Source organism: Undibacterium sp. WLHG33 (assembly GCF_049544815.1).
Lineage (GTDB): Bacteria > Pseudomonadota > Gammaproteobacteria > Burkholderiales > Burkholderiaceae_D > Undibacterium.
This window is the reverse complement of sequence record NZ_CP186697.1, coordinates 611,432-637,007: the sequence shown is the minus strand read 5'-3', so window position 1 is coordinate 637,007 and position 25,576 is coordinate 611,432. Positions and strand designations below refer to the sequence as shown.

General features: G+C 52.7%; 22 protein-coding genes. 14 read left to right on the top strand and 8 right to left on the bottom strand.

What is annotated here, in order from left to right:
* The first annotated feature begins 11 nt into the window (after positions 1-11).
* The 12 genes from ACOTSW_RS02900 to ACOTSW_RS02845 all read left to right on the top strand — a co-directional run bounded on the left by ACOTSW_RS02900 (position 12) and on the right by ACOTSW_RS02845 (position 14,562).
* Positions 12-1,940 carry a polysaccharide biosynthesis protein gene (locus tag ACOTSW_RS02900; protein ID WP_423682241.1) on the top strand — a complete coding sequence of 643 codons (1,929 nt, stop codon included), beginning with the start codon at positions 12-14 and terminating at the stop codon, positions 1,938-1,940.
* Between the two features lie 97 nt (positions 1,941-2,037).
* Positions 2,038-3,414 (top strand): phosphomannomutase/phosphoglucomutase, encoded by a 1,377-nt coding sequence (locus ACOTSW_RS02895; RefSeq protein WP_423680901.1) that lies wholly within the window; start codon positions 2,038-2,040, stop codon positions 3,412-3,414.
* Between the two features lie 211 nt (positions 3,415-3,625).
* A complete protein-coding gene (gene waaC / locus ACOTSW_RS02890) occupies positions 3,626-4,612 on the top strand; it encodes a lipopolysaccharide heptosyltransferase I (RefSeq protein WP_423680900.1) in 987 nt (328 codons plus the stop codon).
* A 55-nt stretch (positions 4,613-4,667) separates the two neighbouring features.
* Positions 4,668-5,657: a glycosyltransferase family 2 protein gene (locus ACOTSW_RS02885; RefSeq protein ID WP_423680899.1), complete on the top strand. Its 990-nt coding sequence runs from the start codon at positions 4,668-4,670 to the stop codon at positions 5,655-5,657.
* Positions 5,658-5,706: 49 nt separating this feature from the next.
* Positions 5,707-6,606 carry a DMT family transporter gene (locus tag ACOTSW_RS02880; RefSeq protein WP_423680897.1) on the top strand — a complete coding sequence of 300 codons (900 nt, stop codon included), beginning with the start codon at positions 5,707-5,709 and terminating at the stop codon, positions 6,604-6,606.
* Positions 6,607-6,609: 3 nt separating this feature from the next.
* Positions 6,610-7,896 (top strand): lipid IV(A) 3-deoxy-D-manno-octulosonic acid transferase, encoded by a 1,287-nt coding sequence (waaA, locus tag ACOTSW_RS02875; RefSeq protein ID WP_423680896.1) that lies wholly within the window; start codon positions 6,610-6,612, stop codon positions 7,894-7,896.
* A 224-nt stretch (positions 7,897-8,120) separates the two neighbouring features.
* A complete protein-coding gene (locus ACOTSW_RS02870; RefSeq protein ID WP_423680895.1) occupies positions 8,121-10,625 on the top strand; it encodes an adenosylcobalamin-dependent ribonucleoside-diphosphate reductase in 2,505 nt (834 codons plus the stop codon).
* A gap of 193 nt (positions 10,626-10,818) precedes the next feature.
* Positions 10,819-11,577 carry a molybdate ABC transporter substrate-binding protein gene (gene modA / locus ACOTSW_RS02865; protein WP_423680894.1) on the top strand — a complete coding sequence of 253 codons (759 nt, stop codon included), beginning with the start codon at positions 10,819-10,821 and terminating at the stop codon, positions 11,575-11,577.
* A 9-nt stretch (positions 11,578-11,586) separates the two neighbouring features.
* The gene (gene modB, locus ACOTSW_RS02860; protein ID WP_423680893.1) at positions 11,587-12,264 is read left to right on the top strand and encodes a molybdate ABC transporter permease subunit; all 678 of its coding nucleotides are present in this window, start codon (positions 11,587-11,589) and stop codon (positions 12,262-12,264) included.
* An 11-nt stretch (positions 12,265-12,275) separates the two neighbouring features.
* Entirely contained in the window at positions 12,276-12,974 is a 699-nt protein-coding gene (locus ACOTSW_RS02855) for an ABC transporter ATP-binding protein (RefSeq protein ID WP_423680892.1), read from the top strand.
* A 111-nt stretch (positions 12,975-13,085) separates the two neighbouring features.
* On the top strand, positions 13,086-13,898 hold the full coding sequence (locus ACOTSW_RS02850) for a TOBE domain-containing protein (RefSeq protein ID WP_423680891.1): 813 nt from the start codon (positions 13,086-13,088) through the stop codon (positions 13,896-13,898).
* Positions 13,899-14,112: 214 nt separating this feature from the next.
* Positions 14,113-14,562, top strand: coding sequence for a c-type cytochrome (locus ACOTSW_RS02845; protein ID WP_423680890.1), 450 nt, complete (start codon positions 14,113-14,115; stop codon positions 14,560-14,562).
* 291 nt (positions 14,563-14,853) lie between these two features.
* Here the strand turns inward: ACOTSW_RS02845 and ACOTSW_RS02840 are convergent, their stop codons facing one another.
* Entirely contained in the window at positions 14,854-15,360 is a 507-nt protein-coding gene (locus tag ACOTSW_RS02840; RefSeq protein WP_423680889.1) for a hypothetical protein, read from the bottom strand.
* Positions 15,361-15,579: 219 nt separating this feature from the next.
* Between ACOTSW_RS02840 and ACOTSW_RS02835 the strand changes: the two genes are divergently transcribed.
* Both ACOTSW_RS02835 and ACOTSW_RS02830 read left to right on the top strand, forming a co-directional pair.
* The gene (locus ACOTSW_RS02835) at positions 15,580-16,179 is read left to right on the top strand and encodes a hypothetical protein (protein WP_423680888.1); all 600 of its coding nucleotides are present in this window, start codon (positions 15,580-15,582) and stop codon (positions 16,177-16,179) included.
* Positions 16,180-16,254: 75 nt separating this feature from the next.
* Positions 16,255-16,566 (top strand): hypothetical protein, encoded by a 312-nt coding sequence (locus tag ACOTSW_RS02830; protein WP_423680887.1) that lies wholly within the window; start codon positions 16,255-16,257, stop codon positions 16,564-16,566.
* 42 nt (positions 16,567-16,608) lie between these two features.
* Here the strand turns inward: ACOTSW_RS02830 and ACOTSW_RS02825 are convergent, their stop codons facing one another.
* The 7 genes from ACOTSW_RS02825 to ACOTSW_RS02795 form a co-directional block, all read right to left on the bottom strand.
* A complete protein-coding gene (locus ACOTSW_RS02825; protein WP_423680886.1) occupies positions 16,609-17,310 on the bottom strand; it encodes an ABC transporter ATP-binding protein in 702 nt (233 codons plus the stop codon).
* Positions 17,303-18,532 (bottom strand): FtsX-like permease family protein, encoded by a 1,230-nt coding sequence (locus ACOTSW_RS02820; RefSeq protein WP_423680885.1) that lies wholly within the window; start codon positions 18,530-18,532, stop codon positions 17,303-17,305. Before ACOTSW_RS02820 ends, ACOTSW_RS02825 begins: the two co-directional genes overlap by 8 nt.
* Entirely contained in the window at positions 18,529-19,767 is a 1,239-nt protein-coding gene (locus tag ACOTSW_RS02815) for an efflux RND transporter periplasmic adaptor subunit (RefSeq protein ID WP_423680884.1), read from the bottom strand. Before ACOTSW_RS02815 ends, ACOTSW_RS02820 begins: the two co-directional genes overlap by 4 nt.
* Before the next feature lie 209 nt (positions 19,768-19,976).
* Positions 19,977-21,299: a TolC family outer membrane protein gene (locus tag ACOTSW_RS02810; protein WP_423680883.1), complete on the bottom strand. Its 1,323-nt coding sequence runs from the start codon at positions 21,297-21,299 to the stop codon at positions 19,977-19,979.
* 23 nt (positions 21,300-21,322) lie between these two features.
* Positions 21,323-21,646 (bottom strand): rhodanese-like domain-containing protein, encoded by a 324-nt coding sequence (locus ACOTSW_RS02805; RefSeq protein ID WP_423680882.1) that lies wholly within the window; start codon positions 21,644-21,646, stop codon positions 21,323-21,325.
* 24 nt (positions 21,647-21,670) lie between these two features.
* Positions 21,671-22,321 (bottom strand): protein-L-isoaspartate O-methyltransferase family protein, encoded by a 651-nt coding sequence (locus tag ACOTSW_RS02800; protein WP_423680880.1) that lies wholly within the window; start codon positions 22,319-22,321, stop codon positions 21,671-21,673.
* Positions 22,322-22,398: 77 nt separating this feature from the next.
* A complete protein-coding gene (locus ACOTSW_RS02795; protein ID WP_423680879.1) occupies positions 22,399-25,575 on the bottom strand; it encodes an efflux RND transporter permease subunit in 3,177 nt (1,058 codons plus the stop codon).
* Position 25,576: the final 1 nt, after the last annotated feature.

Here is a 25,576-nt window from a genome sequence, read left to right as displayed (position 1 = left end):
CTACGCTCATGCTGCAAACATTACTCCATCTCCCCCGCCTGCAGAAGCAAATCATGGCCGCTGCGCTTGATGCGCTGTGTCTGCCGCTGATCTTCATCCTGGCGATATGGTTGCGTTACGATGGCTTTAACGCCGAGTTGTTCCGGCATTATTTCTGGCTGATCTGTTCTATTCCTTTTGTCTCTGTACCGATTTTTATCCGTATCGGTCTGTATCGTGCCGTCATTCGTTTTATTGATCAGAAAATTATCAGCGTGATCTTTATCGGAGCCAGCACATCCGTTCTGCTGCTGGCCTTCATCGGCGTGATGCTGCATATCATGCCGATTTCGCGCGCGATCTTCGGCTTTTTCTGGGCCGGTTCTATCCTCTATCTGAGTGCCAGCCGCTTTCTTGCGCGCAGCTGGTTTCTGCGCGCCGATATGGCAGACAACGTGATTCATGTCTGCATTTACGGCGCAGGAAAAGCCGGGGCGCAACTCGCTACGGCATTGCGGGCTGGCGGTGAACATATCTGCGTCGCGTTTATTGATGACAACGAAAAAAAACATCGCTCAACGATCGCTGGTATACAGATTTACAGCCCGGCAGAAATTGATACGCTGGTCGGTAAACTCGGTATCAAGCAGATTCTGCTGGCGATACCCTCGGCCAGTAAAACCCGGCAAAAACAGATATTGAATCAGCTCGAACATCTGAAGCTGAAAATTAAAGTTACGCCTTCCATACAAAGTCTGGTTAACGGCGAACTGCGGGTGCAGGATGTGCGCGATGTTGAAATCGAAGATTTGCTGGGTCGAGATCAGGTTGAACCGGACAACCGCTTACTGAGTATCTGCATCACCGGCAAACATGTGTTGGTCACTGGTGCAGGCGGCTCTATTGGTTCAGAACTGTGCCGCCAGATTCTGCGTCAGCGTCCCAAAAAGCTGGTGTTACTGGAAATGTCCGAATACGCTTTATATGCAATCGAGCATGAATTGCTGTCGCTACGCGCACAGCTGCATCTTGATGTCGAGATACTGCCGTTTCTCGGCACGGTGCTTGATACTGCCAAGCTCGACAGAATTTTTTCCGCCTGCCGCATTGATACGCTGTATCACGCTGCGGCTTACAAACATGTGCCGCTGGTCGAACACAATCCGGTCGAAGGCATACGCAATAATGTGTTCGGTACGCTGGCGGTGGCGCAAGCGGCGATCAAGGCGAAAGTAGCTAACTTCGTGCTGATTTCCACGGATAAAGCAGTGCGTCCTACGAATGTCATGGGTACCAGCAAACGGCTCGCAGAATTAATTTTGCAGGCGTTTTCGCATGGCCAGCACAGCACGCGTTTTTGTATGGTGCGCTTTGGTAATGTGCTGGGCTCGTCAGGCTCAGTCGTGCCGCTGTTTCGCAAACAGATCATGGCAGGTGGCCCGATTACTTTGACGCATCCTGACATCACGCGCTATTTCATGACCATTCCGGAAGCGGCGCAACTGGTATTGCAGGCAGGAGCCATGGGCGAAGGCGGCGATGTCTTTGTGCTTGATATGGGTGAACCGGTGCGCATTATCGATCTGGCGCGCCGCATGGTGCATCTGAGCGGGCTGGAAGTGAAATCAGAAACTACGCCGCAGGGAACGATAGAGATACAGCACGTCGGCCTGCGTCCCGGTGAAAAACTGTACGAAGAACTGCTGATCGGCGACAACGTTGAAGGCACCAGCCACCCGCTGATTATGCGGGCGCAGGAAAATGAAATTCCCTGGGAGCAATTAAGCCTGGCGCTGACCGCGCTTGAGCAAGCCTGCACCGTATTTGACTATGAACAAATACGTGCCCTGTTATTAAAAACAGTGGCAGAATACCAGCCGCAATGCGGCATCGAAGATCTGATCTGGCAGGCATCTCATGCCGCCGCAGACAACGTGAGCAGTGTCAACGGTCTGCATTAAGTTATGCTTTATTTTCTGTATCAGGTTCGGTATTTAATCTCTATTTAATCCGTATTTATCATTCCATCATCACCTCATTTTGATCAGCAAGGTTGTTATGTCCCTACTCTCTCCCAGTATTTTCAAGGCGTACGATATCCGCGGCATTATTGGTAAAACGCTTGATGCCGATGTTGCTTACCTGATTGGTCAGGCCTTCGGTAGTGCCGCCGTTGCCAAGGGTGAAAAAACGGTTGTGATTGGTCGCGATGGCCGTCTGTCCGGCCCCGATCTGATCACCGCGCTCGCTAAAGGTTTGCAATCCACTGGTGTCGATGTGATCGATCTCGGCGTGGTCGTCACACCGATGGTGTATTTCGGCACCAATGTGCTGGGTGCGACATCTGGCATCATGGTGACCGGCAGCCATAATCCACCGGATTACAACGGCTTCAAAATGGTGCTCGCCGGTGAAGCGATTTATGGCGATGCGATTCTGGCTCTGTATCAGACCATACTGAAAAAAGAATTTGCTCAGGGCAGCGGCAGCTACCGTACCCACGATATCAGAGCGGCCTATCTTGAGCGCATTATCGGCGACGTTAAACTGGCACGTCCGATCAAAATCGCGGTTGATTGCGGCAATGGTGTAGCCGGTGCGTTTGCGGCCGATCTGTATCGCGGCATGGGTTGCGAAGTGATCGAATTATTCTGCGAAGTCGATGGCACATTCCCGAATCATCATCCTGATCCTGCGCACGCTGAAAATCTGCAGGATTTAATTCATTGCCTGCAAACGACCGATGCAGAAATCGGCCTGGCCTTTGATGGCGATGGTGACCGCCTCGGCGTTGTGACGAAAGACGGTCAGATCATTTACCCTGATCGCCAGCTGATGCTGTTTGCCGAAGATGTGCTGACCCGCAATCCCGGCGCGCAGATTCTGTACGACGTGAAATGCACGCGCCATATCGCACCGTGGGTCAAAGCACGCGGCGGTGTACCGCTGATGTGGAAAACCGGGCACTCGCTGGTGAAAGCAAAATTGCGTGAAACCGGCTCACCGCTCGGCGGCGAAATGAGCGGACATATTTTCTTCAAAGACCGCTGGTATGGTTTTGATGATGGCATGTATGCAGGCGCGCGTTTACTGGAAATTCTGAGCCGCGTTAAGGACATGACCGCAACCCTGAATGATTTGCCACAATCAGCGTCAACGCCAGAGCTGCAACTGAAATTAGCGGAAGGCGAGAATTTCACACTCATCGCAGCAATGCAGGCGAATGCCAGTTTCCCGGGTTCCAATGAAATCATCACGATTGATGGTCTGCGGGTTGAATATCCGGATGGTTTCGGTCTGGCACGCTCTTCGAATACGACACCGGTGATCGTGATGCGTTTTGAAGCGGAAACACCAGCCGCGCTGGCGCGCATACAGGCGGCGATGAAGCAGGCGGTGCTCGCAGTCAAACCTGACGCCGCGCTGCCGTTTTAAAGCACTTGCGCTTCACTGCTCTGAGCATGAGCAGTGAAGGGAAAAAAGACCGCCAACATGCCTCAAATATACTCCCCTCAGTATTTTCTACAGCCCAATGTTGATAAGGACATCAAGGTAGAAATGCTAAAAATGGGGGGGAGTATATGAAAAAGGCGCCAAATTCCAAGACCTGGCAACGCTGTTCTTTGTTTAATCTGCCCCTGTTTTTGTGACTGACAATTCCGTGAAAATTCTGCTGGTCCGTGTTTCTTCCCTTGGCGATGTGCTGCATAACATGCCGGTTGTTGATGATCTGCTGCGCCATTTTCCCGGTGCGCAAATCGACTGGGTAGTGGAAGAAGCCTATGTGAATCTGGTGCGTCTGCATCCCGGTGTGCGGCATATCATTCCTTTCGCCTTACGGCGCTGGCGCAAGAGTCTGCGCTCGGCCGCGACCCGCGCAGAAATCGCTGGGTTTTACCGACAGTTGCGACAGGATGCCTACGATCTGATTCTCGACACACAAGGATTGCTGAAAACCGGCCTCATCATGGGCATGGCACGCAAAACGCCAAACGGGAAAAAAGCCGGTCTGGCGAATGGCACTGAGGGCTCAGGCTACGAAGGTATTTCGCGCCTATTTCATGATCTCAGCGTACCGGTTGACAAGCGCACGCATGCCGTTTTGCGCGGTCGCCTGGTGGCGGCCGCTGCGGCTGGCTATGTTGTCGACACGCCAGCCAGTTTCGGTTTGCGTGTGCCAACCGGCGACACCAGCTGGAAACCGGCGACACCTTACGTGGTCTTTTTCCACGGCACTGCCGGTGCGGCAAAAAAATGGGCGCGGAACAACTGGATAGCAATTGCCACCTTTTTGCGACAATACGAGTTACCGATCCTGCTGCCGTGGGGTAGCCCGGCCGAAAAAGCCGAAGCCGAAGCGATGGCGGCAGCAATGCCGAATGCGACGGTGTTACCGGCGCTCTCCATGCAAGACGCCACCATCCTGGCGCAATCCGCCGCACTCGCGATCGGTGTCGATACCGGCCTGACGCATATCGCAGCCGCTTACGAGACGCCGACCATAGAAATTTACTGCGCTTCACCAAAATGGAAAACCGAAGGAAACTGGTCACCGAAGATCATCAACCTCGGTGATAATGGCGTACCGCCCGCCGTCGCTGAAGTCGAACAGGCAATACAGCAGTTACTATAACAACGCAGCCGCTGTCAGCACCTCCGGCAATTTCAACTGAAAAGAATATCACCGCATGCAAGCCGCTCCCTCATCGCCTACTCCCAAAGTCAGCGTCGTCATCGTCAACTGGAATGGCGGTGCTTTGCTGCAACGCTGCGTCACCGATCTGTGCGCGCAAAGCTATCAGCCGCATGAAATCATCGTGGTCGATAATGCCAGCAGCGATGGCTCCGGTCATGCAATCGAACAGGCGTTTCCGCAGGTCAAAGTGATACATGCAGGCAGCAATCTCGGGTTTGCGGCGGGTAACAATCTCGCCGTCAAACTGGCAGCGCCCGACAGCGAATGGATCGCTTTGCTGAATCCGGATGCGTTTCCTGAACCGGACTGGCTCAAAGCCCTGGTGGATGCAGCCGTTGCGCAGCCGGAATTTGCGATCTTCGGCAGCCGCCTGATGGATGCCAACACAGGCACCCTGCTCGACGGCGTCGGTGACGCGTATCACGTCAGCGGGCTGGTCTGGCGTGAGGCGCACGGGCAGCCATTGCAGCCATCATTTTTAGAACGCCGGGAAATTTTCTCAACCTGCGCGGCAGCCGGATTGTACCGACGCGATGTGTTCGATGCGATTGGTGGTTTCGATGAAGATTATTTTTGCTATGTCGAGGATATCGATCTCGGCTTTCGCTACCAGTTGCTCGGTCATCGCTGTTTGTATGTGCCGGAGTCGGTTGCCAATCATGTCGGCTCGGCGTTGACAGGTAAACGCAGCGATTTCTCTGTGTATTACGGCCACCGCAATCTGGTCTGGACTTTCGTGAAAAACATGCCCGGCATCCTGTTCTGGCTTTGCCTGCCTTTGCATCTGGTACTGAATCTGCTGACGATCATCTATTTCGTTGGTGCTGGTCAGGGCAAGGTCATTCTTCGCGCCAAGCGTGACGCCTTGTACGGCTTGCCGGATACCTGGCGCAAACGCCGCGCAATACAGTCGCAGCGGGTCGCCAGTATCAGCCATATCTGGCGCTTGCTGAACAAGAAACTCAGCCGCCGTGCGACTTAGGGTATAGTCCTGCTTCTTCAGATTTCTGCATTATTTTCTTTTTTACCACATGACTATCCGCAAGAGCCTCGACGGCAACGCCATCGGCCTGATGTTACTGCTCTGCCTGTGCTGGGGTTTACAACAAGTGGCGGTCAAAATGGCTGCGCATGCCATCAGTTCCACACTACAACTCGGCTTGCGCTCAGGCATTGCCGCCGTGTTAGTACTCGCTTTAATTTCGCTCAGAAAAATTCCATTCGCGCTGACGGGGCCGCATCTGCGCCCGGGTTTGCTGGCGGGTCTGCTGTTCGCAGGCGAATTTCTGGCGGTCTCGTATGGACTCAATTTCACCACGGCTTCACATATGTCGGTGTTCTTATACACCGCGCCCATCTTCACGGTGCTCGCCCTGCACTGGCTGATTCCGGCAGAACGTCTGCAGGCGCGGCAATGGCTGGGCATATTGATGGCCTTTGGTGGCGTCGCCATTGCGTTTTCCGGCGCGTTTGGCAATAACCCGCGCGCCATGCATGACATGCTGATCGGTGACAGTTTCGGTATTCTGGCGGCATTGTTGTGGGCATCAACGACGGTAGTGATACGTAAATCGAGCTTATCTGAAGCTGAGCCGACGACCACGCTGTTTTATCAGCTCGCCGGGGCAGCGATTGCCTTAACCGCCATTGCCTATGCGCAGGGCGATGATGTGTTTTCAGCGTGGGACCAAGCCGCCTGGATCAGCATGTTGTTTCAAAGTGTGGTGGTGGCTTTTGCCAGTTATCTGGCATGGTTCTGGCTGATGCGTCGCTATCTGGCATCGCGCCTGTCTGCGTTTTCGTTTCTGACACCGCTGTTCGGTGTCGCGGCGGGCGTCGTGCTGATGAATGATGTCGTCAGCCCGCGCTTTGCGATTGGCGCCGTGATGGTACTCAGTGGTATCGTGCTGGTGAATTTCAGAAAAAACTAATCCATGCGCCTTCTTTATTCTTTCATCTGGGGTTTATCGCTGCCCTTTGCTGTCTTCCGTCTCTGGTGGCGTGGTCGTCGCGAGCCGGGTTACCGCCAGCACATCGCCGAACGCCTGGGATTTTTTCCTGCTTACGCCGCCCAACAACAACCGACGATCTGGGTACATGCCGTGTCGGCAGGTGAAACACGCGCTGCAGAACCTTTGATACGGGCATTGCTGGAAGCCTATCCGCAGCATCATCTGTTACTGACGCACATGACCGCGACTGGGCGTGAAACCGGTGGCAAGCTGTTTGCCGATGTATCGTCGCGGCTGACGCAGGCATTTTTGCCGTATGACATTAACTGGATGATGCGCCGTTTTCTGCGGCATTATTCTCCGCGCCTGTGCATCCTGATAGAAACAGAAGTGTGGCCGAATCTGATCGCGCAATGCAAAGAATTGCAGGTGCCGGTCACGCTGGTGAATGCACGCTTATCCGCAAAATCGCTGAACAAAGCACGCCGTTTGTCCGCCCTGATGTTGCCAGCGGCACACGCGATCAGCGCGGTTGCAGCGCAGTCGAATCCGGATGCGGAACGCCTAGCTGAACTGGGCATCAGCGAACCCCAAGTCACAGGGAATATGAAATTTGATGTCTCGCCGCCGGCACTGATGGCAGAACGCGGCATCGCTTTACGCCGCAGTTTTGGCGAGCGTCAGGTCATCCTGTGCGCCAGTACCCGCGACGGTGAAGAAGAACTGATCCTCGCTGCCTTTCAGGAACAATTTCCCTTGCTGCATGAGAAACCCTTGCTGATCATCACACCGCGCCATCCGCAACGTTTCGATCAGGTGGCTGCGATGCTGGAAGCGCGCGGCATCTCGTATGTTCGCCGCTCCGCGCTCGATCACGCGACAATTGCACCGATTTCTGGAGATGTACAGGTATTGCTGGGCGACACTATGGGCGAAATGTATATGTACTATGCCGCTGCTGATGTCGCCTTCGTCGGCGGAAGTCTGGTGCCGCTGGGCGGACATAATCTGATCGAAGCCTGCGCCATGGGCAAAGCCGTATTGACAGGTCTGCATACCTTTAATTTTTCTGAAATCACCGATCAGGCTATTGCAGCCGGTGCTGCTTTGCGGGTGGATGGCGCGCGGAGTATGCTACGCGAAGCGCTTGCCTTACTTGGCGACGATAAAAAACGCCAAACTATGGGACAACATGCACATGCGTTTTTTTTACAGCATCAGGGCGCAACCGCCCGCACCATGGCGATTCTTGCTCCCTTCCTGATCTGAACCTGAGAATTTCATGGTCTTTCCGGCATAGCAACTACTTACCCGCAAAAATTGCGAAGCAAGTAAGAAGCGATGCCAAAAATGATGAACCGGCGGGGATTTTGTCTGCCTTGATACCCGTCAAGGCAAATCAGGCCCCGCCCCATATACTGAAGCGCTGCCCATCGTTAGGGTGCTGGCTTTAGTCAATTATTTGTAATCTTCACTGAGAAATTAAGCTGATAATGAATGCGAACGTACAACTCCCGGGAATCACTGACATGGCGCCACAGGAAATCTCTCTCGATGTTTTATTAGAAAAATACGCGAAGGGCGAAGAAGCCACTATTCATGATGTGCAGGCACGCGTCGCCAAGGCACTCGCCAGCGTAGAACAAGCAGACGTGCAGGCCTATTACGAAGAAAAATTCCTATGGGCACAAAAAAACGGTTTTGTTCCTGCGGGCCGTATTAATTCCGCAGCCGGTATGGATTTACATGCGACGCTGATTAACTGTTTCGTGCAACCGGTCGGTGATTCGGTGTCCAGTCCGACCGATGGCAAGCCCGGTATTTACGCAGCACTGGCAGACGCGGCTGAAACCATGCGGCGCGGCGGCGGTGTCGGCTACGATTTTTCCAGTATCCGCCCTAAAGATGCGCTGGTGCGCGGTACACGTTCGCGCGCCTCTGGCCCGGTATCTTTCATGCAGGTATTTAATGCCTCATGCTCGACGGTTGAATCTGCCGGTGCGCGGCGTGGTGCGCAAATGGGCGTACTGCGCGGCGATCATCCCGATATTCTGGAATTTATCCGCTCCAAAGACGAAGGCGGCCTGACCAACTTTAATATCTCCATCGGTGTCACCGATGAGTTCATGCAAGCCGTGGCGGACGACACGGATTTCTGTCTCGTGCACAAAGCAGAACCAAGCGAAGACCGCAAAGCGGCAGGCGCGTATCAGCGTGAGGATGGACTGTGGGTCTATGAAACACTGCGCGCCCGCGACCTGTGGGAAGTCGTCATGAAATCGACTTACGACCATGCTGAGCCAGGCATTCTGTTCCTGTCTCGCATGAATACAGAAAACAATCTGTATTACTGTGAAAAAATCGAAGCGACCAATCCTTGCGCCGAACAGCCTTTGCCGGATTACGGCTGCTGCTGCCTCGGTTCTATCAATCTGACACGCTTCGTCAAAAATCCATTTTCGCTCGGCACCAGCTTTGATTTTGATGCATTTAAATCCGTCATCACAGTGGCGACCCGTATGCTCGACAATGTGCTCGATGCCACCGCGTGGCCACTGGATCTGCAAAAAGCCGAAGCGATGTCGAAACGCCGCGTCGGCCTTGGCTTTCTCGGCATAGGCAGCACACTGGTGATGCTGGGCATACGCTACGATTCTGATGAAGGCCGCGAATTCGCCCGTCAGGTATCTGAAGTTCTGCGCGATACGGCGTATCTCGCCTCCGCCGAACTGGCAAAAGAAAAAGGCGCTTTCCCCTTGTTCGACAGCCAGAAATATCTGGCAGGCCAATTTGCACAACGTTTGCCGAAAGCAGTTCGTAAAGCCATAGAAAAAAATGGTCTGCGCAATTCTCACCTGCTGTCGATTGCACCAACCGGGACCATCACACTGGCTTTTGCAGACAATGCGTCGAACGGTATCGAACCCGCATTTTCATGGGTTTATAACCGTAAAAAGCGCATGGCCGCTGGCGACGCACGTATCTATGAAGTCGCGGATCACGCCTGGCGTTTATACCGCGCGATGGGGCACGATGTGTCCGACGACAGCAAATTGCCGCATCAGTTCGTCACTGCGCTGAATATGTCGGCCAGCGACCACATGAAAATGCTGCAGGTCGTACAGCCTTATATCGATTCGGCAATTTCAAAAACAGTTAACGTCCCGGCCGATTATCCTTACGAAGACTTCCAGAATCTGTACATGGACGCATGGCGTGCCGGACTCAAAGGTCTGGCAACCTACCGGCCAAACAGCATACTCGGCAGCGTTTTATCAGTCGCCAGCACCACACCGGAAACGGAAACTGCTACCGCGCTGACGCGTCAGCAGCAGGACGAAGATTTGCTGCGTAAGCAATTTGAAGGTCGTCCGTTCGGCGATCTGGAATCGATCACGTCGAAAGTGCAGTACACCACCTACGAAGGCAAAAAAACCGTTTACCTGACCGTCAGCTTTATACACGTGCAAGGTATGGTTGGTGGCGAACAGATCACGATAGAACGTCCGTTTGAATTCTTCATGCCTGCCGGTCAGAAAAACGACGGTCAGCAATGGATTTCCGCCAGCATGCGTCTGCTGTCAATGGCGGCGCGCTCGGGTAGTTCCATCGCTAAAGCATTGGCTGATATGCGTGAAGTGGTGTGGGATAAGGGAACCGTACGCTGCGGCATGCTGACTAAAGACGACGGCTCGCAAGCGCCGCTGTTCCACGAATCCGAAGTGGCTGCCATCGGCTACTCATTGCAACGCATGCTGATGAAGCGCGGCTTTCTGGACGCCTCCGGCAATCAGATTCCAGTGCATGTGCTGGCGGAAAAATTCAAATCCCGCCTGCACCAGTACAGCGCCAATGATCTGACTTATACCGCAGAATCCGCACCGGTATCGTATATCCCCAGCGGTAAAAAATGCCCGGATTGCGGCGCGTATGCCTTGCAAAAAGTAGATGGGTGCAGCCGTTGTGTGTCGTGCGGCTACGTCGGCGCTTGCGGCTGACCATCAACGCCTTAGCTTAAATTTAGCCCACCGTTTGGTGGGCTTTTTATTTGCATCCTGATGTTCAGCATCGTCATATCTTGCCGCTTAGAAAATATTACTGACCTGAATCAAGATTATCCGGACCCGTTCTTTGATGGCGTTATATATAAGTGTATATTACGACTTCTGTTCAACTCACCGGAGCTGTCACGTGCAAACGAAAACCTTGAAACGCCTGCTGTTGGCGACGTTGCTGGCCGGCGCATCAAATCTCACCTGCGCGGCAGAAATTACTGTTTCGGCCGCCGCCAGTCTGACCAATGCGTTCAAAGAAATTGCTCAGAATTATCAGGCGCAATATCCGGAAGCTAAAGTCTCCCTGAACTTTGCAGCGTCAGGTGCCTTGTTGCAGCAAATCGCCAAAGGCGCACCGGTCGATGTGTTCGCCTCGGCAGATCAGGAAACCATGGATGCCGCAGAAAAACAGGGCTTAGTAATGGCGAATGAGCGTCATGATTTCGTGCGCAATGCCCTCGTTCTGATTGAACCGGCCGACAGTAAAATCGCCATCAAACGACTCGACGATCTGAATCAGGCCAATATTAAACGCATCGCGATTGGCAATCCGGCCAGCGTACCTGTGGGGCGCTATACCATGCAGGCACTGGAAGCGGCGAAACTGTGGCCAGCACTCGAAAGTAAAACTATCAGCACGCAAAACGTGCGGCAATCACTCGATTATGTTGCCCGCAGCGAGGTCGATGCGGGCTTCGTTTATGCCACCGATGCCGCGATCATGAAAGACAAAGTCAAAGTCGTGCTGGAAATACCGACTGCCACGGTGATCAGTTATCCGGTTGCCCGCATCAAAAATAGTGCTAATGCTGAAGAAGCGAAGCGCTTCATCAACTATCTGCTGTCCGCACCGGGGCAGACGGTGTTGACAAAATACGGATTTAAGAAAGGCTGATCGTCTGGTATGGATGTCGCATGGAACGCGCTGCTGTTGTCGCTGAAAGTTGCCGGTTGGGCGACCGCGCTGAATCTGATTACGGGTATCGCCGTTGGCTATCTGCTGGCGCGCGTTCGCTTTCCCGGGCGCGATCTGCTCGACACCTTGCTGACCTTACCGATGGTGATGCCGCCAACAGTGCTCGGATATTACCTGCTGGTCTTGCTGGGACGCCGCAGCTGGCTTGGCGCATGGCTGCAGGATCATCTTGGTATCAGCCTGATCTTTACCTGGCAAGGCGCCGTCATTGCCGCTGCTGTCGTCGCTTTTCCTTTAGTCTTTAAACCGGCACGCGCTGCATTTGAGGCAATTGATGGCCAGCTCGAACAAGCAGCGCGCGTGCTGGGTATTTCAGAAATTGGCATTTTCTTTCGCGTGACCTTACCACTCGCATGGCGCGGGATTCTGGCCGGGGTCTTGCTGGCATTCGCACGGGCATTAGGTGAATTCGGTGCGACCTTGATGATCGCCGGCAGCATCCCAGGTAAAACACAGACCCTGTCCATCGCCGTGTACGAAGCCGTGCAGGCAGGGCAGGATGATGTTGCCAACACGCTGGTGTTACTGACCTCCGTCGTCTGCATCAGCGTATTACTGCTGGCAGGAAAACTGGCGCCGGGGCGCATCGCCCATCGCTCTTCATAACGGAATGGTCTATGCAGTTTGATCTCCACATTCAGAAAACACTGATCTCAGGCACACGCCGGTTTGAACTCGATATTCAGTTCGCCAGCGATCAGCAGCGCGTCGTCATCCTCGGAGATTCCGGTGCGGGTAAGAGCCTGACACTGAAAGCGATTGCCGGATTACTGACGCCGGATCGCGGACATATCCGTCTCGGCGAAACGACCTTGTTCGACCATCAGCAGCGCATACATCTGGCGCCGCAAAAGCGGAATATTGCCTATCTGTTTCAGGAATACGCTTTATTCCCACACCTGAACGTGCGCCAGAATATCGGTTTCGGACTGACGCAGGGCTGGCGTAATCCGGACCGGCAACGCAGCAATGAAAAGGTCAATCATTGGTTAGCTGCGCTGGATTTACAAACAGTCGCCGATCAGCTTCCGCATGAACTTTCGGGCGGCCAAAAACAGCGTACGGCACTGGCACGGGCATTGGTCGCAGAACCCCGAGCTTTGTTACTGGATGAGCCATTCGCCGCGCTGGATCCGTCTTTGCGTATTCTGATGCGCAAAGAACTCGATACTTTGCAACGGTCATTGCAAGTACCGATGATATTGATCACGCACGACCCGGAAGACGCCCATGTCTTTGGCGATCACGTTGTGCATTTACGTGATGGGAAAATTCGCCAGCTCGATGCACCGGTAACGCTCAGCCAATGCGCATGAGGAATTGCTTTATCAGAACTGACGAAGAAAAAGGCAATGTAACTTCAGCATTGCTACTGATACTGCCTATGCCACCCGCTTCCGGCAAATATTTTTAAGACAGGTGTTTGTATGACGAGCAAAGGGAAAACGATCGCCTTACACGGCTCAGTCTGGATGACGGTGGACGGCGAGAATTTCGGCGGCAAAGGCAGGATTGCCCTGCTGGCGCAAATCGCCGGTTGCGGCTCGATCACACAAGCAGCCAAAGCCATGAAGATGAGCTACAAAGCTGCCTGGGATGCGATCGACAGCATGAATAATCTGGCAGGCGAACCGCTGGTTGAACGACTGACCGGCGGCAAAGGCGGTGGCGGAACCAGGCTCACGCAACGCGGTCAGCAACTGGTCGATAACTTTCACATTATTGAACAGGAACATCGCGATTTTATCCGGCAACTCAGTCAGCAAGCGGATGGCATCGCCGACGATTTTTTACTCATCAAAAAAATGAATATGAAAACCAGCGCCCGCAATCATTATCTGGGCAAAGTCACGCACATCAAACTGGGCGCGGTGAACGACGAAATAGAACTGACGATTGCCGGCGGACAAAAAATTGTCGCTGTCATTACCCATGAAAGTACGGAAGAGCTGGGTTTACAGCCGGGTGCGGAAGCATTTGCGCTGATCAAATCTTCATCCATCATCGTCATGACAGAACATCAGAATACTCGCTTATCGGCGCGCAATCAGTTAAGCGGTATCGTCTCACGCATACAACCCGGCGCGGTGAATACCGAAATTATTATTACGATGGACGGCGGCAGTACACTGGCTGCCATCATCACCAATGACAGCTGCACCGCACTGGGCTTGCAGATCGGTACAGCTGCCACTGGCATATTCAAAGCCTCCAGCGTGATACTGGGTGTACCAACCTGAGTTCCGCTTGCCAGTAAGGTAGTATCCGACAGCCATCCAGCAGCGGTATATACTGTGTCTCACTAAAAATGAAATTGATTTTTGAATGCGCCACAGATTTGCCAAGACCAAGTATCACTTGGATCTGCTTCGGTTCTTATTAATGCCTTCAACTGAAATGACAACGGAGCCTCACCACAGATTTTCTGACAGATACGATGACACCGTAAACCCTATGCCAGAAATGTGGATTGTTAACCGCCTGTGCACCGCCAGAGGACGAACCGGGAATATGACCGAATGTCAGCAAAACAGTTTTTTGGCATGGCTGCTCATGCTGACGATGCTGCTGACGGCACAGCATGCGTCTGCGGCGGGGAATACGTTGGCCGGAAAAACAGTCTTTGCCTCGCGCTGCGCCTCCTGCCACCAGATCGGCGCATCCGCACACGGCGGCTTTGCGCCGCAACTGAACGGCGTGATCGGCAGAGCAGCGGGATCAACAACGGACTTTAAATATTCGCCCGCAATGAAAAATGCAAAGCTGGTGTGGACAGAAAAAAATCTGCGCGCCTTTCTGCAAGCGCCGGATAGCGTCGTGCCGGGCACAAAAATGCGCTTTTATGGCATGAGCGATGAGCAGAAAATCGCTGATATTCTGGCGTATTTACGCAGTTTTCCATAAGAAGTCTGCTGTCAGTAAAAATGCTGCTGGCGAGGGATTATTGCTGCGAACCGCCTAGGCGGCATCAGCAAAGCTGGCCGGTAAAATCAGGCTGTAGAAGCACGTGATTTTTCGTGGAAATCATCAAAAAAGGGGAGTATCCGCTGAAATACGTGGAATGTCCTTATAAACAAAGGTGGTCGGAATATACCCCCTGGAGTATATTCCGACCGCCTGAAGCCATTCCGGAATGCCCGGGCACAATACCTGCGCTAAAACCGCCACAGACATCGTTCGCCAGCCACCGGACAATTAATCGTTGTGCTGCCCCCTGCCGTGCCCATTGTCGCGACCACGACCATTGCCGGGTCCATGGTCATTATCTCTGCCGCGACCGTGTTCGCGATTATCTCTGTCATCACGACCATCGTAACCACGGTTTGGTCCGTTGTTATAGTCACGATGCGGCTCACGATATTGACCGTCACGGTAGCGCGGCACCACCTGGGTGTTGTACCAGGTCTCGGTCACAAAATACACCGGACGGCCACAGGCGTCATAACGGGAACAATGTTTGTCCCAGTGCTTACGATGGCCCGGAGGTACGATCAGATACAGCGGCGGCTGCGGTGCCGGACTGCGATACACGATACGGGGTTCGCGATAAATTAATTGCGGCTGCGGGAAGTTACCGATATCCAGTTGCCCATAAAAACCGGGTTGACCGAATTGCACCGATAAATTGACGTTTTGTGCTGATGCAGCCCCGGCACTCAGCAATGAGGAGGTAAGCGCCGCGAGTAAAATCAATTTTTTCATATAAGCCCTTTCATTTGTCTCTGCTGCTGACAATAATGTGCATGGCAACGAGTTGAGCGTCGCAATCCTGTTCTGATCTGACTGGCCGCAGGTATCTGTATCCGCTATAACGTTCCGTCAGGAAAAAAGGTTTACAGCATTTTGTTGATGTGCGACATGGCAGCCGATCAGGATACGCAATACCTTACACCCTTTCCCCATGAATCCGACTCTCCTCCTATGAAGATCATTGTTCTGTTTCCTACTCAAACCGAAGCCAGCCTGTTTCAGCGTGATGACGTGATCAGTATTGTTTCCGGCGTCGGCCTGACGGCAACCACGTATGCGACCGTCAAAGCGATACATGAGCACCGCCCTGACATGCTGATTCTGTCCGGCATTGCCGGCGTATTCCCTCATTCACGTTTCAAGATCGGTGATGTTGTGCTGGTAGAGAGTGAAGTCGAGGCCGATCTTGGCTTTTTCACACCCACAGGCTTTGTACACATGGCACATCTGCCCATAGAGATGGAATTTGAACGCCGTCACACCTTGCACTGCGAACACATCCCCGCCGGACAACCCTTTCCTCTGGCGCACGGCATTTCCGTGAATGCAGCCATGGCACCGTTTATCGATAACAGCCAATGTGATATCGAAAACATGGAAGGTGCTGCTTTTTTCCATATCTGCCAACTGGAAAAGCAAAAATTTCTGGAACTCCGGTCAGTATCGAATTACGTTAAAATCGGCGATGATCAATGGGATATGCTCGGTTCAGTACAAGCGATGACCGCGGGCTTGCATCAATTGATCAATCATTTGCAGCAACACCGATAAGGCACTTTCCTGACCGCAGACATGATGCCGGGAAGTGCAGATTTCCGGCACACTTACCCTGAAAGGAATCATCCGATGAGGTCTTTACCTGTCATGGAATTTGCTCACAGGATTATGTGGTCAGCACTCTCTGCCTGGGTCGCATGGAGCGCCATCATTGCGATTGCAGCCCCATATCGTCCCGAGGGCTTGCTGCTGATGCTGTTCATGTTCTCACTGGTGCTGGTCTACCTGACTTGCATATGGGCTGTCATCCCGCTGATTTCCCGTCAGTTATGGTTGCTCTGGAAAATCATCGCGCTGGCCTTTGTCGCGCTGCTGCCATTCACGCTGATCGTGGTGTTCGGACACTTTATCGGTCTTAACGTCAGAAACTGGTTCAGCTGAATGATCTCTGCAGCAGCCGAGGCATCTGACCCGGTCTTGTGTTCAGGAGCCTGCTGCACGTGATGGTGCAATCCTGCCATCAATCAGCTCTATCGTACGATCACAACGTTCTGCCAGCTCCATATTGTGTGTCACCATCAGAAACGTGGTGTGCTGTGTGGCATTCACTTTCCGCATCAGCTCAAAAATCGCATCGGTGGATTTGGTGTCAAGATTACCGGTCGGTTCATCAGCCAGAATCAGTGGCGGATTCAGCGCCAGCGCACGCGCAATCGCTACCCTTTGCTGCTGACCGCCTGACATATTTCCGACCAGACTATCCTGCCATTGAGACAGCCCGACCTCAGCCAGCAAATGCTGCGCCCGCTCACGCATACGATCATCCGGGCGACCATTTTGCATCAGCATAGGCATCATCACGTTTTCGGTCGCGCTGAACGCAGTGAGCAGATAATGCGACTGAAACACAAAGCCGATAGCCTGCCCGCGTAACTGGGTCAGGCGCGCCTCATCAAGATTGCCGGTATCCTGCCCGGTCATGATCAGTTGCCCGCCACTGGGACGATCCAGTAATCCTATGATATTGAGCAAAGTGCTTTTACCCGAGCCGGAAGGTCCGATCAATGCGGCAAACTCACCTTGTTGCAGATGCAGATCAATATCAAACAACACCTGGGTTTCTGCCGGTGTGCCCACGGCATATGATTTACAGACTTGTTTCAGAAGCAGGACATTATCAGCCACGGATAGCCACCACAGGATCAAGGCGCGCAGCCCGTATCGCCGGCGTTGCTGCAGCGAGCAGACCAGCCAGCATCGCCAACATTGCACTCCACACAAAAAACTGCCAGTCAACAGTAATCACAAACATCGGCGTGCCGTCCGGATTTTTGGCCACGATTTTCCACATCGCCAGCAAACCAACGGCCAGCAGTGAACCGATTAACGAACCGGCCAGACCAACCAGTGCACCCTGGATCAGGAATATGCGCCGCACCTGTCCCCGGCTGCCACCCATCGCACGCAAGATGCCTATATCTTTTTGCCGCTGTACGACTGAGACGACCAGTACGCTGGCGATGCCCGCAGCCACTGACAAAGCGACGAAAAAACGAATCAGTAAACTGGAATAAGTCTGCGCCCGCATTGCCAGAAAAAACTGACTGTTGGTCGTAATCCAGCTCAGCGCGTTCAGCCCCGTACTGTTGGCAATAGATTGCGCAATGTCCTCCGCGCTGTAGGGATCATGCACCGTTAATTCTATGCTCGACACGCCACCGACCATGTTCAATAAATTCTGTGCTGTCGATAACAGCACATACACATTACGCTGATTGGCTGCGCGGCTGCCCAGATCAAAAATGCCAACGATATTTAAGATCAGACTGGTGCCTGCTGCTGAATTGAGGCGTAATTTATCACCGAGCCCGACGCCCATGTCTTCAGCGAGTTGCGTGCCTATCATGACGTCGGTATTCGTCAGACGAAAAACGCCAGCGGTTATTTTTTCTGAGAGCGGCACGATCTTATTGTATTGCTCGGGCAAAATGCCGATCACTGACACTGATTGCGTGGCACTGCCTCGCACCACCAGTGCCGGTCCGGTCGTAGTTGGTGAGACGGTCACAACGTCACTGCGCGCCTGCACCTGATCGCGGATTTTCTGCCATTGATCGATGGTATTCACACGCTGCGATGGTTTTTGTATCGTCGTCACTATCTGCTGTCCCGGTGTAGCCAGCAATACCGGCGTCGCCTGCTGCTTCTGTCTTTCCAGCGTGATATGCGGCTGCGAGCTCAGCACGCGACGAAATAAATTCGCCTGCAAGCCAGCCAGTAAGGCCGACATAAACACAATCACGCCGACGCCAATGGCCACTCCGAGGATAATGAACAGCGATTGCATACGCCCCTCGCGCAAAAAGCGGGTGGCGACGATCCATTCAAAAGGCAACCAGGTATTCATAGCTGCGTATTTTTCATGATGACGGGGCGAACCCTCTGACCGGCCTCTATCGCCATATTTGTCGCGGGTAATACCAAGTCATGCTGATTCAGGCCGGAAGTAATTTCCACACTTTTATCACCGCGTATACCTATCGTCACCGGACGCCTGACAGCGCGGCCATCGACGACAGCCATTACCCAGGGATGCAGCGTGCTGGCGTCGCGGATCGCTTCCACGCTCAGCGATAAAGCATCGCGGCTTCTGGCAACTTCTATCTCTACCGACACCGTCATATCCTGCGTCAGAAACGCTGGAGCATTCAAGACATTCAATTTCACGCTCACTGTACCTCGCTGAGCATCAACTCCTGGATTGATATAAGCCACCTGCACCGGGAATTTCTGTCCCGGATAAGCGTCCGTCACAGCAAAGGCAGACTGCCCCATGCGGATGTAACGCAGATTCTTTTCGTCTATCTGCACCACCAGCTGGCTGCTTCCTGCGGGTGATAACACCATCAGGATTTTGCCCGGTTGCACGATATCACCACGTTCTACATCTCTGGCAATCAGGACGCCATCCACCACCGCGGTGATTCTGGTGTGTTCCAGTTTCGCCTGTGCTGCCGCCAGATTCGCTTTCGCCTGCTGTAATCCAGCGACGGCGAGCTGATAATCACTGCCCTCAGGTTTGCTCGATTGCAGCTGAAGCTGCGCACTTTTTAACTGACTTTGCGCAACATCCAGTGCGCGCTGCGCCTCATCAAGCTGCGCCTTGCCGACGAAGCCTTGTGCCACCAGCTCACGCGTGCGCTGGTATTGCTTGCCGACGTTCGCCAGATTCGCCTGCGCCTGTATCACGGCCTGCTCTGCCGTTGGCTGTGACAGTTGCTGCAATTGCCGCAGTCTGGCTTCCGCTTGCCGCACCGAAGCCTGCGCCAGTTCCAAGGCTGCTTTTTCGTCAGCAGCAGCCAGCTCTATCAATACATCTCCCGCTTTGACTGTCTGCCCCTCTTTGACCGGAACGCTGGCAACACGCCCGGTAATCTGCGCACCGATATCCACCCGGGCCGGAGTTGCGACGCGACCACTGGCGACCACGGTTTGTACCAACTCACCGCGTTGTAATGAAAAAACCGTCAGACGAGGGCCAAACAGGGAAGAGGAAAATATCAGTCCGGTCAGTAACAACAATCCTGCCAGAACAAAAACCGGTATCAGCCAACGCTTATTCAGAAACCCGGGCAAGGCCATAAATGACTTTCATGAGTGAGAGTATGTGCCAGACTGGACAACAGCGTCGTTGTACCAGTAATCATTGATTATGATACGCCAGTGTTCGTCCTGCGCTGAAGTACAAATTGATATGCAACAAACTGACCTGATCAAAATCAAAAAAGCCCGCAATCAGCGGGCCGTTTTATTCCCGGGTAGTGGTCCCGGTATCGTCTTGCGTTGTTTTTTCAGTGCTGTAACAAGGCGTTGACTTCAGATAAATCTTCTTCTTTCAATGTACCCGCTGCTGACTTCAGACGCAGACCATTCATGATCGTGTCGTAACGTGCTTTCGCCAGATTCTGACGTGTGGTGTACAGCTGTTGCTGCGCATTCAGCACATCGATGTTGATACGGACACCCACCTGATAACCGAGCTTATTTGAATCCAATGCAGACTGACTGGAAATTTCTGCCGCTTCATACGCTTTAACCTGTGCCAGACCGCTGGTCACACCAGTGTAAGCCTGACGCGCGCCTTGCGCTGCGCTGCGACGATTGGTTTCCAGATCGTTGCGGGCTTTTTCCTGCAATGCAACTGCCTCTTTCACTTTACTGTCAACTGCAAACCCGGCAAACAATGGAATGCTCCATTGCACGCCTATGGTTGTCGGTTTCACGACACCGGTGCCGGTAGAAGACGCGCCGCCTGTCGCAGTGCGACCAGTGCTTGCTACCAGATCCAGCGTCGGATAATGTCCGGCACGGTTTCTCTCGATTTCACGTTTGGCGACTTCGACGGCAACTTCGGATGCCACCACATTGAAGTTTTGTTTTTCAGCGGAACTGACCCACTCATTGACGGCCGCTGGCTGTGGCGAATTCAGTTTCACGCCCGCTTTCAGTGTCGCGAGCTCGCCTGTTTCCTTGCCGATGATTTGCTGTAAGGCCGAACGCTTCACCTGCAAATCACTTTGCGCGGCAAACTCTTGCGCCGTTGCCAGATCGTAACGAGCCTGTGCTTCGTGCGTATCGGTAATAGTTGAAGTACCGACTTCGAAGTTGCGTTTTGCTGATGCCAGTTGTTCTGAAATCGCTACTTTTTGCGCCTGTAATGTCGCCAGCGTATCTTGTGCTGCCAGCACATCGAAATAAGCCTGACCGACACGTACGATCAGATCTTGTTTTGCCTGCGCAAACTGCGCTTCACTGATCATCACAGACAATTTACCTTGCTCGTATTGCTGCCAGTTCGCCCAGCGAAACAAAGGCTGTGACAGCGCCAGTGACCAGGTGTTTGTCAGTGTCGTGAAATTACGGTCTGCATTGGCAATATCGGGCTGTGATTCGACACGTGAACGCGTATCGCTGCCGCTCAGACCTATCGTTGGCAACAAACCTGCGCGCCCCTGAACTGACTTTTCCTGACCAGCAGTTAACGATGAACGAGCACTCGCATATTGTGGATCGTTCGCCAATGCATCCTGATAAATTTGCAGCAAATCAGTCGCATTTGCACTCAGCGACAGAAATGCACTTGCTAGCAGTGCGGCAACAACTGGATTACGCATGAAACACTCCGAATAAAAGTTAGTTAATAGGTCGGCATGGCCGGATCGACTTGCTGTGCCCACGCATGCACACCACCAGTCAGGTTAATCACTTTGCTGAATCCCCGGTGTTCGAGAAAGTGAGCGACTTGCATACTGCGACCACCGTGATGACAAATACAGACTATCGTCGCATCTTCATCCAGTTCATTGAACCGTTGCGGAACAGTCTGCATGGGCATCAACTGTGTGCCCTCGATATGACAAATTTCATACTCTCCGGGTTCCCGTACATCGAGCAAAACCGGAGGTTTTTTATTGCTGTCTGTCAGCCATTGAGCTAATTCTTGAGCGGTGATGTGTTGCATACGTTTTCTATTTCACTACCGGTATCAGAATTTGAATTGCGAAGAAGGTACAGCGCCGGGAGCGGCATTCACGACGGTATCAAACACGCTTCGTGTATTGAACACAGCATCCGCAGAACGGGTGATCAGCTCTGCGTGCATGACTGGCAAGCGACCAACAATCGCCAGCAAACGGCCGCCAACATTCAATTGTTTTTTCAGTGTTTCAGGAATCGATTCCACCGCACCGGCAACCACGATCACATCATAGGAACCTGTATGCTGGCCAGACAATCCGTCTGCCAGCAAAACACTGACATTACGCACGCCATCGGCTGCCAGATTTTTTTCAGCAAGTTCTTTCAGCACCAGCGAAGTTTCCAGCACTGTGACATGGCTGGACACAGAAGCAAGCAAAGCTGCCAGATATCCTGATGCAGCACCGATCAAAAGTACCGATTCCTGCTTCTTCGGATTCACTTCCTGAACAATGCGCGCCTCCAGCTTGGGGCTCATCGCTTTAGAGCCATCCGGTAATGGCAATTCCGTATCAAAGAAAGCCAGCGTTTTCTGATCTTGCGGAAAATAATTTTCCCGCTTCACCACAATCAACATATCTAAAATATCCTTATCCAACACGTTCCAGGGACGTATTTGTTGTTCAATCATGTTGAAACGGGCTTTTTCGATATTCATTTGTTCACTCGATTGCATTAATTAAAGGAACCAGCATTTTATCAAAGCACTGCCTGAATGCGGGTCTGATTCGGGTATTAAGCGCTATTTAATGTCTTTTCTTTACGCCATTTTCTCTTTAACCAGACGCCGAAATCATCCAGATAGGTATAAATCACCGGGACCACCACCAGCGTCAGTAAAGAAGAAGTGATAATGCCGCCTATCACTGCCTGCCCCATGGGGGCACGCTGCTCAGAACCTTCAGACAGTGCAAACGCCAGCGGCACCATGCCAAACACCATCGCCAGCGTCGTCATCAGGATGGGGCGCAAACGTACGTGGGCGGCTTCCAGCAGTGCTTCCATCCGTTCCATGCCGTCGTTGCGCGCCTGGTTCGCAAAATCAACCAGCAAAATTGCATTTTTTGTCACCAGCCCCATCAGCATAATGAAGCCGATGATCGAAAACATATTCAGCGTTGAACGGAAAAACATCAGCGCAAGAAATACACCGATCAGAGTCATCGGCAACGCCGACATAATCGCGAGCGGTTGCAAAAAGCTGGCGAACTGCGAAGCCAGAATCATGTAAATAAAAATCACTGCCAGCGCCAGCGCGGACAGCGCGTAGCCAAATGATTCCGCCATGTTTTTGCTGGCGCCACCCATTTTGTAGCGATAACCCGGCTGCCAGGTCATACTGTCTAAAGCTGCTTTTACATCGTTTCCGACTGCTCCGGCGGAACGGCCCACGACGTTCGCCGACAATTCAACTTCACGGTTCAGGTCGCGCCGGTTGATCTGGTTTGCACCAGTCGATGCCGTGATATCGGCCACCTGACGTAGCGGCACCATTTTCGGCGAGGTATCAGGATTCAGTTGTGAACTCGCCAGCATCAGACGTGACAAGTCATCAGGCTTATTTCTGTTTTCCGGAGACAAGCGCACCGAGACATCATAATTTTCATCGTCCGGGCCGCGCCAGGTCGATGCCGCCTCACCAGCCAGCAAGGGTCGCAACGCAGCACCAATCTGCGCCACACCAACGCCGAGGTCCGCACCGGCATCACGCTTGGGCGTGACGGAAATCGTCGGTTTTTCGGCTTTCAGACTGGAGTCAATATCGACGATGCCGGGAATATCGCGTAATTTAGCCTGCACCTTTTCTGATAACGTCGCCAACTCTTTCAGATCCGAGCCTTGCAGACTGAAACGCAGCTGTTTGTTGTCGCCACCCACACCATCTAAAGCACCGATATGCGTTACAGTAATACCGGCCACCTGCGACAAGCGCTGACGCAGAGGAATCGCTATCTGCGACGCGCTGCGGACGCGATCTTTACGCGGTAATAAACGCATAAAAACAGTCACGTAATTTTTCCCTAACGCAGCGCCGGTATTCACTGTGCTGTAAGTATCAACAACTTCGGGAAACTCCTTCAGCACACGTTCGACCTGATGAACTTTACTCTCGGTCAGCTCAATCGATGAGCCGACTGGCGTGTAAAACGTCACACCGGTTTCTGAATAATCTGCCTGTGGTACAAACTCGGTACCGATCAGTCCTGTCGCCGGAATAGCGAGACCGGCAAAGAAGGTCAGTGATGCAATCAGCAGGGTCTTGATTCTGTGTTTCAGGGACCAGCGCAATAAATCCTGATACTGCGCTGAAAACCACTGCACACCCCGTTCAAACTGCGCCAGCACACGACCTATTGTTTTTGCATACAGTCCCTTTTTATCACCATGATCGCCGTGTGCATCGGGATCCGGCCAGACCGATGACAACATAGGATCGAGTGTGAAGGATACAAACATAGAGATCAGCACAGCAGCCGTGACGGTAATACCGAACTGATGGAAAAAACGACCGATAATGCCACCCATAAAACCAACCGGCAAAAATACCGCAACGATCGAAAACGTCGTCGCCAAGACCGCCAGACCGATCTCAGCCGTACCTTCGAGCGCAGCAGTATGATGGTCTTTGAACCGCCCATTGACCCGCATACCGGCATGGCGAACGATGTTTTCCCGTACAACGATGGCATCGTCAATCAGTAAGCCCACGCACAACGACAGCGCCATCAGGGTAATCATGTTGATCGTGAATCCGAACATATCCATGAACAGAAACGTACCGATCAGCGCAACCGGTAAAGTTAATCCGGTGATCACTGTGGAACGCCAGGAATTCAGAAACAGAAAGACGATCAGAACGGTTAACAGCGCGCCTTCGATCAGGGTGCGACGGACATTTTCAACACCGACGCGTATCTGCCGTGAGCCATCTTTAATCACTTGCACTTTTACGCCCGGATATAAGGTTTTTAACTGTGGTTCCAGAGCTTTTAATGCGTCAGTCAGTCCGTCAGCGACTTCTATCGTATTTTGCCCCTGGGCTTTCAGGATATCGAGTGCGACAGTACGCTGACCGTTATACAACGCGAGACTCTCCTGCTCTTCCTGACCATCAACGATGGTTGCGACCTGCGACAACAATACGGCCTGACCACCGCGTCGTGTGACGATGATGCGCGCAAAATCCTGAGGATTTTTTATGCGTCCCTGTATCTGTACTACTTTTTCATTGTCGGTCGAGCGTATCGCTCCGGTCGGTAACTCCTGATTTTCATTTCTGACCGCGCTGATCACCTGCTCGACACCAATGTTCAACGCTTCCAGTTCTGCCGGTTTGATATAAATTTTGATCTCACGTTTGACACCGCCAACCAGCGTGACAGAGCCAACACCGCGCACATTCTCCAGACGTTTCTTTACTAACTGATCAGCGATCGTCGTTAATTCACGGAAGTCCCTTTTTTTGACGGTATCATCACCTGTAACTGACACTGAAAAAATAGGTTTATCCGATGGATCATAGCGGGTTACCCGAGGCTCTTTGACTTCCTTACGGAAATTCGATTTCACCAACGCGACTTTTTCACGTACATCCTGTGCCGCCTGCGCCGGATCGATATTTAAATCAAATTCCATGATCACAACCGACGAACCCTCGTATGAGCGTGAAGTCAGGGCGCTGATGCCATTAATGGTATTCACCGCCTCTTCGACTTTACGCGTTACGTCTGATTCTATGGTTTCCGGTGATGCCCCCGGATAGTCGGTCTGGATCACTACTACCGGAAAAGTAATGTCCGGAAACTGATCAACACGCAGACGTTTGTACGAAAACAGGCCCAGCACCACAAATGCCAGCATCATCATGGTTGCCAGCACAGGATTACCAATACTGATACGGGTAAACCACATG